Origin of the sequence: Silanimonas sp. (genome assembly GCF_027531545.1) — a bacterium.
GTDB lineage: Bacteria > Pseudomonadota > Gammaproteobacteria > Xanthomonadales > Xanthomonadaceae > Silanimonas.
Map to the genome: position 1 here is coordinate 198,567 of NZ_JAPZSC010000006.1, position 11,845 is coordinate 210,411.

The 11,845-nt window shown below is 69.1% G+C and carries 7 protein-coding genes; 2 read left to right on the top strand and 5 right to left on the bottom strand.

What is annotated here, in order from left to right; all coding sequences use genetic code 11:
• Positions 1–42: 42 nt before the first annotated feature.
• Genes O9280_RS05240 through O9280_RS05255 form a run of 4 tightly spaced genes read right to left on the bottom strand, consistent with a single transcriptional unit; the run spans position 43 to position 8,705 of the window.
• Entirely contained in the window at positions 43–933 is an 891-nt protein-coding gene (locus tag O9280_RS05240) for a 5'-nucleotidase (protein ID WP_298339732.1), read from the bottom strand.
• Positions 933–1,700: an NAD kinase gene (locus tag O9280_RS05245; protein ID WP_298339734.1), complete on the bottom strand. Its 768-nt coding sequence runs from the start codon at positions 1,698–1,700 to the stop codon at positions 933–935. The genes O9280_RS05240 and O9280_RS05245 overlap by 1 nt, the downstream gene beginning before the upstream one ends.
• A gap of 14 nt (positions 1,701–1,714) precedes the next feature.
• Positions 1,715–6,562 carry an NAD-glutamate dehydrogenase gene (locus tag O9280_RS05250; RefSeq protein WP_298339737.1) on the bottom strand — a complete coding sequence of 1,616 codons (4,848 nt, stop codon included), beginning with the start codon at positions 6,560–6,562 and terminating at the stop codon, positions 1,715–1,717.
• A gap of 49 nt (positions 6,563–6,611) precedes the next feature.
• The gene (locus tag O9280_RS05255) at positions 6,612–8,705 is read right to left on the bottom strand and encodes an amidohydrolase family protein (protein WP_298339740.1); all 2,094 of its coding nucleotides are present in this window, start codon (positions 8,703–8,705) and stop codon (positions 6,612–6,614) included.
• 101 nt (positions 8,706–8,806) lie between these two features.
• Here O9280_RS05255 and O9280_RS05260 point away from each other — a divergent pair, with 101 nt between their 5' ends.
• Together O9280_RS05260 and O9280_RS05265 are read left to right on the top strand one after the other, a co-directional pair.
• Complete coding sequence (locus O9280_RS05260; protein ID WP_298339743.1) at positions 8,807–9,184, top strand: VOC family protein; 378 nt, start codon at positions 8,807–8,809, stop codon at positions 9,182–9,184.
• Positions 9,185–9,266: 82 nt separating this feature from the next.
• Entirely contained in the window at positions 9,267–9,881 is a 615-nt protein-coding gene (locus tag O9280_RS05265) for a putative metalloprotease CJM1_0395 family protein (protein WP_298339746.1), read from the top strand.
• 36 nt (positions 9,882–9,917) lie between these two features.
• Here O9280_RS05265 and O9280_RS05270 read toward each other — a convergent pair whose 3' ends face one another.
• Positions 9,918–11,819, bottom strand: a complete 1,902-nt coding sequence (locus tag O9280_RS05270) for an ATP-binding cassette domain-containing protein (protein WP_298339749.1) — start codon at positions 11,817–11,819, stop codon at positions 9,918–9,920.
• Between the last annotated feature and the right edge of the window lie 26 nt (positions 11,820–11,845).

Below are 11,845 nucleotides of genomic sequence, written 5' to 3' on the forward strand. Positions count from 1 at the left end.
TCGCCGTCGCATCCAGCGTCGGCGCGTGGGGTACTGCGGCCTCTACTCGTTCGAGACTCCGTGCGGGACATGGCCGGCGGCCACGTGCTGCATCGCGCTCTCGATGTTGTGCATCGAATCGTCGAAGAAGATATCGGCACCGAAGGTGTCGAGGAATGGGCCTTTCGGGCGCCCCCCGAGGAACAGGGCCTCGTCGAGGCGGATGCCCCACTCGCGCAGCGTGAGGATCACCCGCTTGTGCGCCGGTGCCGAACGCGCGGTGACCAGCGCGATGCGGATCGGCGGATCGGCGGCCGGCAGGGCCTGCTGCAGCGTGTGCAGCGCCGAGAGAAAGCCGCGGAACGGGCCGCCGGAGAGAGGCTCCAGCGCCCGTTCCGTCTCATGGTCGTGGAAGGCCTGCAGCCCTTCCTCCTGCGAAACGCGTTCACTCTCGTCGCCGAAGATCACGGCGTCGCCGTCGAAGGCGATACGCAGCTGCGGATGGCGGTCCACCGGCGGTAGTCCGGTCGGCAGGATGGTCGCGGCCGCGACACCATGCTCGAGCGCGCTGCGCACGCTGGCGGGGTTGGCGCTGAGGAACAGCTGGGCACCGAACGGCTGGATGTAGGGGTGGGTGTCGGCACCGCTGGTGAACACCGCGCGCACGATGCCGAGGCCGTAGTGCTCGATGGCATTGAAGATGCGCAGGCCGGTATCCGCCGAATTCCGTGAGAGCAGGATCACTTCGACCGGCGGCACGCCCGGCGGCAGCAGCGAGTTCAAGGCGAGCAGCTTGCGCACCAGCGGGAACGCGATGCCGGGCTGCAGCGGCTGGTCCTCGCGCTCTCGCTGGTAGGCCGCGTAGGCCTTGAGGCCCTCGCGTTCGAACAGCGCGTGGCCGTGCTCCAAATCGAACAGCGCCCGAGCGGTGATGGCGACGACCAGCGGGCGCATCAACTCTCGAACTGCTCGTTGAGGATGCGGTCCGCGAGGTCGTGCTCCGGGTCGAACAGCAAGGTGACCGTCTGCGTGCGCGATTCGCGGATGCGGACCTCGACGACGTTGCGAACCTCATGCGAATCGGCGGTGGCGCTGACCGGCCGCTTGAGGGCGTCGAGCACCTCGATGCCGATCTCGGCATCGGACCGCAGCAACGCGCCGCGCCAGCGGCGGGGCCGGAACGCAGCGATCGGCGTCATCGCGATCACTTCGGATCCGAGCGGAAGGATGGGGCCGTGCGCGGAGTAGTTGTAGGCCGTAGACCCCGCCGGGGTCGCGACCAGCATGCCGTCGCACACCAGTTCATCCAGCTTGCGCTGGCCGTTCACCGCGATGCGCAGGTGCGCCGTCTGGCGCGTCTGCCGTAGCAGCGAGACTTCGTTGTAGGCCAAGGAGTTGATCGTCTGCCCGCCTTCGGTCACTGCCTCCATCTCGAGCGGACGCAGCACGTTGTGGCGAGCGCGGGCCAAACGCTCATGCAGGCCGTCGGCGCGGTACTGGTTCATCAGGAACCCGACCGTACCGAGCTTCATGCCATAGACCGGCAGGCCCAGCCCGCCGTGCCGATGCAGGGTCTGCAGCATGAAGCCGTCGCCGCCCAGAGCCACGAGCACTTCGGCGTCGGCCGGCGCGCAGGGGCCGTGCACGGCCTCGAGCGCCTGGCGGGCCGCCTCGGCTTCCGCCGTGGGGCTCGCCAGGAACGCGATGCGGGAGAACGCCATCCCGGCCGGCCCCGTCAGCCGACCCGGCCGCCGGCCGCGGCGATTTGGCCGAGGCGGCGTACCGCGACCAGCAGCGTCGCGTAATCCATGCCACGCAGGTTGCGCATGTCCGCGAACATCGCGAGCGTGTAGCGCAGGGTCGAATCCTCGCGCGAGAGCCACGCACCGACGGCATCGGCGGCGCCCTTGCCGGCCAGCACTTGGCCGACCAGCGTGCTCTGCTGCTGCTGCAGTTCGTCGCGCAGCGCACCACGGGCCTGGGCGTGCCAGCGGCCTTCGACCGGCAGCAACTCCACCTGGTCCATCAGCCACTTGGTGTGCAGCGCGTCGGAGAGCGAGAAGTACACGCGGGCGACGTCGGCGACCGGCAGCTTGCGCTGCAGGGCGATCTGCACGATGTCGAGGCCGTAGGCGAGGAAGGGCAGCGCCGCGAAATCAGCCGCCAGTGCCGGAGCGAAGCCCTTGCGGGTCCAGGCGTCGATGCTGGCGTCGTACTGTGCCTTGGCTTCGCCCGGCAACGACTTCGGCAGCACCGCGCGCAGTTCGCCGAGGCTGGCCGAATAGCGCTCGACCATGGAGGCGATCACGAGGTGCTCGCCCGGCAGGTTGAGCATCCAGCGGGTGTACTGGCGCAGCAGGTTCCAGACCGCCATCAGGGCGTCGATCTGGGCCGATTCCGGCACCTTGAGGTCCGCCGCGTCGATCGCCGACCACCACTGGCGCGCGTCGAGGATCTCGCGGGCGATGGTGTAGGCCTTGGCGATCTGCGCCGGCTGCTCGCCGGTGTCTTCCTGCATGCGCAGCACGAAGGTCGAACCCATCCGGTTGACCATCGAGTTGGTCACCGCCGTGGCGATGATCTCGCGGCGCAGGCGGTGGCCTTCCATGTCGGCCGCGTAGCGCTCCTGCAGCGCCTTCGGGAAATAGCGCTGCAGCTCGCGCGAGAGGTAGGGATCCTCAGGCACGTCGCTGTCGAGCAGCTGGTTGAAGATGACGATCTTGTCGTAGCTGAGCAGGATCGACAGCTCGGGGCGCGTGAGGCCGAGCCCGCGCGAACGACGGTCGCTGAACTCGGCATCGGACGGCAGGAACTCGATGGCGCGGTCCAGCAGGCCCTGCGATTCCAGCGTGCGGATCAGATGCTGGAAGCTGCCAAGGCGCGGGATGCTCATCCGCTCCATCAGGCTGATGGCCTGGTTCTGCCGGTAGTTGTCGTTCAGCACCAGGTCGCCGACCTCGTCAGTCATCTCGGCCAGCAGCGTGTTGCGCTGCTCGAGCGTCAGGCCGCCGCGGGCCATGACCCCGCCGAGCAGGATCTTGATGTTCACCTCGTGGTCCGAGGTGTCGACGCCGGCCGAGTTGTCGATGAAATCGGTATTGAGCAGCACGCCGGCCGCGAGGCAGGCCTCGATGCGGCCCTTCTGCGTCATGCCGAGGTTGCCGCCCTCGCCCACCACCTTGCAGCGCAGCTCGCGGCCGTCCACGCGCAAGCCGTTGTTGGCGCGGTCGCCGGCGTCGGCGTGGGTTTCGGTGCTGGCCTTCACGTAGGTGCCGATGCCGCCGTTCCACAGCAGGTCCACCGGCGCCTTGAGGATGGCGTTCATCAGCTGCGCCGGCGTCATCTGCTCGACGTCACCCTCGATGCCGAGCGCCGCGCGCACTTCCGGGCTCACCGGGATGTGCTTCGCGGAGCGCGGATAGATGCCGCCCCCGGCCGAGATCAGCGATTTGTCGTAATCGTCCCAGCTCGAACGCGGCAGCTTGAAGAGACGGTCGCGCTCGACGAACGAGCGGGCGGAATCCGGGTTCGGGTCGAGGAAGATGTGGCGGTGGTCGAAGGCCGCCAGCAGGCGGATGTGCTTCGAGAGCAGCATGCCGTTGCCGAACACGTCGCCCGACATGTCGCCCACGCCCACGCAGGTTAAATCCTGCGTCTGCGAATCGCGGCCCATGGCGCGGAAGTGGCGCTTCACCGACTCCCAGCCGCCGCGCGCGGTGATGCCCATGCCCTTGTGGTCGTAGCCCACCGAGCCGCCCGAGGCGAAGGCGTCGCCCAGCCAGAAGCCGTGCTCGGCGCTGATGCCATTGGCGATGTCGGAGAACGTGGCCGTGCCCTTGTCGGCGGCGACGACCAGGTACGGATCGTCGGCGTCATGGCGAACGACGTCGACCGGCGGGACGATCTTGCCTTCGACGATGTTGTCGGTGATGTCGAGCAGGCCGTTGATGAAGCGCTTGTAGCTGGCGATGCCTTCCGCCATCCACGCGTCGCGGTCGGCCGAGGACGGCAGGCGCTTCGGGAAGAAGCCGCCCTTCGAACCCACCGGCACGATCACCGTGTTCTTCACCATCTGCGCCTTGACGAGGCCGAGCACTTCCGTGCGGAAGTCCTCGCGGCGGTCCGACCAGCGCAGGCCGCCGCGGGCCACCGGCCCGAAGCGCAGGTGCACGCCCTCGACCCAAGGCGAGTACACGAAGATCTCGCGGTAGGGCTTGGGCTTCGGCAGGTCCGGCACCTTCGACGGGTCGAACTTGAAGCTGATGTAGTCGCGGCCCTTGGTCTGGTGGAAGCTCGTGCGCAGCGTGGCTTGGATCACCGCCTTCAGGCTGCGCAGGATGCGGTCTTCGTCGAGGCTCGACACCTTCTCCAGCACGGCGCCCATCGCTTCTTCGATCCCCGCCATCGCGGCGTTGCGATCGAGTCCTGTGGCCATTGCGGCGGCATCGACGGCGGCAGTGAGCGCGGTGCGGTCGGCCTCGGGAAGCCCGGCCAGCACGCGGGCCAGCGAATCGCGCGTTGCGGCGCTGCGCGCGGCATCGGCGCCGCCGCGTGCCGGGTTGAAACGCGCCTCGAAGAGTTCCGCCAGAAGGCGCGCCACCAGCGGGTAGCGCACCAGGGTTTCTTCCATGTAGGCCTGCGAGAACGGCACGCCGGTCTGCAGCAGGTATTTGGCGTAGCCGCGCAGCATCGCCACCTGGCGCCAAGTCAGGCCAGCGGCGAGCACAAGCTTGTTGAAGCCGTCGTTCTCGGCGTCGCCGGACCAGATGCGCGCGAACGCCTGTTCGAAATCGGCGCGCGCCGCGGCGAGGTCGCCGAGCGGGCGCTGGGCCTGCACCACGAAATCCTGGATCGCCACCAGGCGACCGTCGGCTTCGAGCTCGTAGGGGTGTTCGGACAGGATGCGCAGGCCGAGGTTCTCGAGCATCGGCAGCGCGTCGGAGAGGGCGATCACGCGGTCGAGGCGCATGGCCTTGAAGCGCAGGCCGTCATCGCCCTGGTAAAGCGAGAGGGCGAGGTCCTTCTCGGTCGCGAGCTGGTCGGCGCGGACGAGGTCCTGCGCCGCCATCTCCGGCGTGACCGCATCGATGTAGCCGGGCGGCAGGCCCTTGGCGAAGCGGCGGGCCAGCCGCAGGCCGTCGCTCTCGCCCTTGGCCCGCACCAGCGCATCGCGCAGGCCGTCCTGCCAGTTGCGGACGATGGCGGCGATGCGCTGCTCGAGGGCGGCCGCGTCGGCCTGCACGGTGGCGCCGGCCCTCGGTCGGATGACGAGGTACATCTGCGCCAGCGGGGACTCGCCGATGCTGATGCCGGAATCGAGGCGCTCGCCCTGCAATGCGTCGCGCAGCAGCGTCTCGATGCGGTTGCGCACCTCGCCGCTGAAGCGGTCGCGCGGGATGTACACCAGCGCCGAGAAGAAACGACCGTAGCGGTCGCGGCGCAGGAAGAGGCGGCTGCGCACCCGCTCCTGCAGCGCGAGGATGCCCATCACCGTGGTGAAGAGTTCATCCGCCGAGCTCTGGAACAGCTCGTCGCGCGGCAGCGTGTCGAGGATATGGCGGAGGGCCTTGCCGCTGTGGCTGGCGGCGGAGAGGCCCGAGCGCTCCATGATCTGGTCGTGCCGGCGGCGCACCAGCGGGATCTCCCACGGGCGGCGGTTGTAGGCACCCGAGGTGTACAGGCCGAGGAACCGCTGCTCGGCAACCGCCACGCCGTTCTCGTCATAGACCAGCACGCCGATGTAGTCCATGTAGCCGGGGCGATGGACCGTCGCCCGGGCATTCGTCTTGGTCAGGATCAGTACGTCCCGCTCTCCCGCATGGCGAGGCGCGACGAATTCGCTGACCGCACGCGGGCGCTGGGTGGAGGCGTGGCGCATCAGGCCGAGGCCGCTGCCCTCCACCGGGGCGAGCGTGCGCTCCGCGCCGTCTCCCGACACGCGGTATTCGCGGTAGCCGAGGAAGGTGAAGTGGTTGTCCGTGGCCCAGCGGAGGAAATCCTGAGACTCCGCGCGGATGACGTCGTTGACCGGCAGCGCGCGGGTCGACATCTCGTCGGCGGCACGCACCATGATGTCGCGCATCGCCGCCCAGTCCTGCACGCAGGCGCGCACGTCGGCGAGGGCGCCTTCGATGCCCTGCTGGATGCCGGCGAAGTCCTCCGTTGCTTGGCGGTCGATCTCGATGTGCATCAACGATTCGCCGTCGATGACCGGATGCACGAGCAGGTGGATGCCGATGCCACGCTCGGCCAGCGCCATGCTCACCGAGTCGACGAGGAAGGGCATGTCGTCATTGGCGATCTGCAGCACCGTGGCCGAACTGCCGAAGCCTTGCGGCGCAGACTCCGGATTCAGCAGGCGGAGCTTCGGGGCACCTGCGGCGCGACCGGCGGCGAACGCGAGCATGTCCCGGGCCACGGCCAACCAGGCGTCGGCGGGGCGAAGCACCAGATCCTCCTGCGGCACCCTGGCGTAGAACCGTTCGACGAAGCGCGACAGCGCCGCCCCGTCAGGTCCCGAGTTCGCTGCAGCCGTGGCCAGGGCGGAAAGTTCGGGGTTGGGGGCGGCGTTCGGGGCGCTCATGGGGTCGGTCGATCCGGCGACTGAGTGAAAGCTCGAAGTGTACGCGGTCTCAACGGCCGCTCGATGCTCCCGACGGCGCCGCTGGGCCGTTTTCCACCCATCGCGGGCCTCCATCGACGAAGGGCTTGATGCCCAATTCTTGGTAGACGGCGGTCGGGTCGATGTGCTTGCCCTGCGTCACCACCGTCACCATACGCCGGAGTGCGGTGATGTCCGCGGTCGGGTCGCCATCGACGAGGGCAAGGTCGGCGACGAAGCCGTTCGCGATGCGGCCACGTTCGCTGGCGAGCCCGCTGTAGCGCGCGGCGTTCCGCGTCGCGATCTGCAGCACCTCGTTCGCGGGAATGCCGGCCATCGTGTAGAGCTTAAGCTCGCGCTGCAGCGTGAATCCGGCCATCGCGTCGGTGCCGGCCACGAGCGGCACGCCGGCCCGGTGCAGGCGGCCGATGAAATCGATCATCGCCAGATAGCTCTTCTCGTAGCGCTGTTGCGTGGCGTCGTCGGGAATCTCCATCCCGCCGCTGCGGAAGCCGCGCTGCACGCTCGGCGGGAAGTGGTCGGCCACCGCGGCGTAGGCCGGCGACACCGTGCCGTCCTTCTGCCGCAGGAAATCAAAGGTGGCGAGGGTCGGATCGACGACGGTCTTTCTCTCGTCGAGCAGCCGGATGAAGTCCTGCACCGGCGCGCTGTCGAAGTCGATCTCGCCGGTGCGCGCCGCCGGAAGGTAGAAGCGCTCCAGCGTGCGCGTATCGGTCTTGTCGTTGACGAGGAAGTTGAGCAGCACCTGGTTGACGTGGTTCAGCTCGTCGAAGCCGTATTCGACGACGGTGCGAGCGCGCAGGAAGGCCGGCACATGGCCGCTGACGCGCAGGCCGCGGGAATGCGCGTAGGCCACGGTCTCGCGGAGGTGCTGGCGCGGGAAGCTGTTGTAGACCTTGATTTGCGGATAGCCGCGCGCGGCGTACCAGTCGATGGCGGCCTTCGCTTCCTCCAGCGTGCTCACCACGAACCCGTTCCGCGCGGAGTACGGGCTCTCGCCCTCGAGGAACCCGGCCGGCACGACCTGCGGGCCGAACACCTCGCCACGCGCGGTCTCGTCGATGATGCGTTGCACCGTGGCGTTGTCGTTGCCCATGTCGCGCACCGTCGTGACGCCAGCGGCGAGGTTGAGTCCGCCTTCCCAGCGACCGACGTGGCCATGCATGTCGAACAGGCCGGGCAGCAGCACCCGCCCCTCGGCGTCGAGCGTGCGCGCCGCGCCGCGGGCGTCGCTGCCGGCGGGCAGCACGGCGGCGATGCGGCCGCGAAGAATGTAGACGTCGCTCAGTTCCTCGCCGAGTTTGGCAGCCTCGCTGTCGAACACGCGGGCATTGCGGATGACCGAGAGGCCGGGCATCGGGGTGGCCAGCCGCTGGTTCAATCCGCCGAGGATCTCGGCCTCCGCGGCCAGCTGGAGTTCGCCAAGGCGCTTCTCGTCGGCCTGGTAGCCCTCGGGTAACGCGGCGAGATAGCCCGGAACGATGAATCCGAAGAAGGTCGGTTCGTCCCCGGTGGTGACCCAGCCGAACGAGGGCGTGAGCCCCAGGCCGCTCTGGGCGATCAGGGCGATCTCGCGACGGCTGGCCCCTTCGCCGACCGTGGTGCGCGTGATCTCCCGCTGGGTCATCCGGCCCGAGGGCAGCAGGTCGAGGGTGTTCCCACGACGCGCCGCGGCCTGGAACATCACTTCAGCGAGCGCCACGCTTTGGCTGAAGGGCACGTACAGGCGTCCACCCGGCGAATTGCTTTCGCCCTGCTCCGTGCTGCTCGACCAAGTCGCCTTCCGGCCCTGCACGTCGAAGCGCTCGTCCACCTTCGAACCGAAGGTCGTCGCCCCGGTGGCGCGATAATTGAGCAGGCTGCCGTCGTTGGCGATCCGGAACACCTCGTCCAGCTCCGGGCCGCGGCCGTTGTCCTTGAAAATGAAGCGTCCGCGGCATTCGCCGGCAGCGTCGCAGGCGAGCGTCTGTTCACCGGCGACCGTGCCGTTGTCCACGGTGATCACCCATCGACGGGGATTCGACGTCTCGGCTGCCGAGGCCGCGCCTGCCGCCACGAGGGCCCATCCGATCCACATCGCCGCGTTGGCCGCTCGTTTCGCCATCGTCGCTCTCCCCGGAAGATGCCCCGATGCTGCGCCGCGCGGTGGTGGGCCGCAAGCCGGGGCGCTAGGCTGCCCTACTCTCCCACGCCCGGTGACTCGCGATGATCGGTTACGCCACCCTCGGAACGCGCGACATCCATCGCGCCGTCGCTTTCTTCGATGCCCTGCTCGTCCTGATGGAGGCCAAGGTATTCATGGAGGAGCCGGGCAAGTTCAAGGCCTGGGAGGGCAAGGATGGCGGCACCGGCTTCGGCGTGCTCTATCCCCATGACGGACAGCCGGCGACGGTCGGCAATGGCAGCATGCTCGCCCTGGCCTGCCGCGACCCGGCCCACGTCGACGCGGTCCACGCCAAGGCCCTGGCGCTCGGCGGTACGGACGAGGGGGCGCCGGGCCCCCGCGGTGGCGGCTTCTACGCCGCCTACTTCCGCGACCTCGACGGCAACAAGTTCAACGCGTTCTGCATGGTCGGCGGCTGACCCCCGGCTGATCGTGCGCCGCATCACGACACGGGGGCCGCGGCGGGCGTAAGGTGCCGGTGTTCCGCGCACCGGACTGCCCATGCTGATCGGCCCGTCCATCGCTCCTTCGGCCCCCGCGTCCGCCCCGTCCAAGACGGAGGCGGTGGCCGCGCCATTGCCAGCGGTGGCCCTGGCGCCGGCATCGACCCAGCCGCAGACCCTTCGTGCCGCTGTCCCGGTGACCGCAGGCAGCCCGCGCAATCCCCTCGAGGACGCTCGCACGCGGGTGGCAATCCAGCAGTTGCAGGCCCGCGACCGCGAAGTGCGCCAACACGAACAGGCCCACATGGCGGCCGCTGGCGGCCTGCTGAAGTCCGGTCCAAGCTACAGCTACATCACCGGCCCGGACGGCAAGCGCTACGCCGTGGGCGGCAGCGTCGAGATCGACACCAGCGAGACCAGCGACGATCCGGAAGCGAATCTCGAGAAAGGCGAGCGGATCCAGGCCGCGGCCCTCGCCCCGGCGGAACCCTCCGGCGCCGACCTGGCCATCGCCAAACTGGGCGCCCGGATCGAGCAGCGGGCGCGGGCCGAGCTGGCCCGCCGCGAGGCCGCCGCGAACGCCTATTCGGAACAGGCCTCGCTCGGCGACGCCCTGCGCAATCGCGGCGAACCGCCGCGTTCACTCGGTCTCGTGCTCGAACGCGTGGCCTGAACCCGCGTCGCCGCCTCGAGGGCGGTGGGAGCAGCCTCAGCCGTCGAGTTCGCTCCAGCGGGCGAATGCGGCATCCAGTTCGGCCTGCGCGGCGGCCATCCGTGCGTGGTGCGCGGCTTGGGCCCCACTGTCTTTCGCATAGAAGCCCGGCGCTGTCAGGGCATCGGTGAGCGACGCCATCTCGTTCTCGAGGGCATCGATGCGACCCGGCAAGGCTTCGAGTTCACGCTGCTCCTTGAAGCCCAGCTTGCGCTTCGGTGCGGCGGGCTTGGCAGGTTCCGTCGCCGGCACCGTGCGCGCCGCGGGCGCGGGCGGTGCGGACTTGGCCACGGCCCCCGAGGTCGCGGCCACGCTCGCCGCCGGGCGCTGCCGCAGCCAGTCGGTGTAGCCGCCGACGTAGTCGCCGACGCGGCCGTTCCCTTCCATGACCAGCGTCGAGGTCGCCACCGAATCGATGAAGTCGCGGTCATGGCTGACCAGCAGCAGGGTGCCCGGGTACTCGCCGAGCAGTTCCTCCAGCAGTTCCAGCGTCTCGACGTCGAGGTCGTTGGTGGGTTCGTCCATGACCAGCAGGTTGGAGGGCTGGGCGAACAAACGGGCGAGCAGCAGGCGGTTGCGTTCACCGCCGCTGAGTTTGTGGATGGGCGCGCGGGCACGCTCGGGCGTGAACAGGAAGTCCTGCAGGTAGCCCATCACGTGCTTGCGCTGGCCGCCGACCTCGACGAACTCCGCACCCTGCGACACGTTGTCGAGCGCGTTCCAGTCCTCGCGCAGCGCCATCCGGTACTGGTCGAAGTAGGCCACCTGCAGGCCCGTGCCCTGCTTCACCTCGCCGGACTGCGGCTGGAGGTCGCCGAGCAGCAGCTTGATCAGGGTGGTCTTGCCGCTGCCGTTCGGGCCGATCAGGCCGATACGGTCGCCGCGCATCACACTGAGGTCGAGGTCGCGGACGAGCGTCCGCTCGCCGTGGCCGAAGGTGAGTCCTTGGGTTTCGATGACCTTGCGGCCGCTCTGCTGGCCTTCCGCCAAGGCCATCTTGACGTTGCCGGTCTTGTCGCGGCGCTCAGCGCGCTCGCGGCGCATCGCCTCGAGGCGGCGCACGCGCCCCTCGTCGCGGGTGCGGCGGGCCTTGATGCCCTGCCGGATCCAGACTTCCTCCTGCGCCAGGAGCTTGTCGAACTTGGCGTTCTCCTGCGCTTCCGAATGGGCGCGCTCCTCCTGACGGCGCAGGTAGTTCGCCCAGTCGCCCGGCCAGCTCGACAAGGAGCCCCGGTCGATTTCCACGATCCGCGTGGCCAGCGCCTTGAGGAAGCGCCGGTCGTGGGTGACGAAGACGATCGAGCCCTTGTAGTCGAGCAGCGCGGCTTCAAGCGCCTCGATGGCGGCGATGTCGAGATGGTTGGTGGGCTCGTCCAGCAGCAGGATCTGCGGCTCGGCCACGAAGGCGCGGGCCAGCAGCACGCGGCGCTTCAGACCGCCGGACTGCGCGGAGAAGGGCAGTTCGCCGTCGAGGCCGAGCTTGGTCAGGGTGGCATCGACCTTGGCTTCGAGCCGCCAACCGTCGGCGGCGTCGATGCGGGCCTGAACCCGGCCGAGCGCGTCCATGTCGATCTCGTCGGCGTGGCTCAGGTGGTGGAACTCGGCGATGTCGTGGCCCACCGAGCCCAGGCCATCCGCGACGACGTCGTAGATCGAGCCGTCGAGATGCGCGGGCACTTCCTGCTCGAGTCGCGCCACGCGCACCCCGCCCTCGAGGCGGCGCTCGCCGTCGTCGGGGACGATCTCCCCGGCGATCAGTTTCAGCAGCGTGGACTTCCCGGCGCCGTTGCGGCCGATCAGCGCGATGCGTTCGTTGGATTCGATGGCGAGGTCGACACCGTCGAGCAGGCGCGGGCCGCCGACGCCGTAGTCGACGCGATTCAAGGTGAGCAGAGGCATGGGTCGGAGTTTACGCGGTGGCTGCA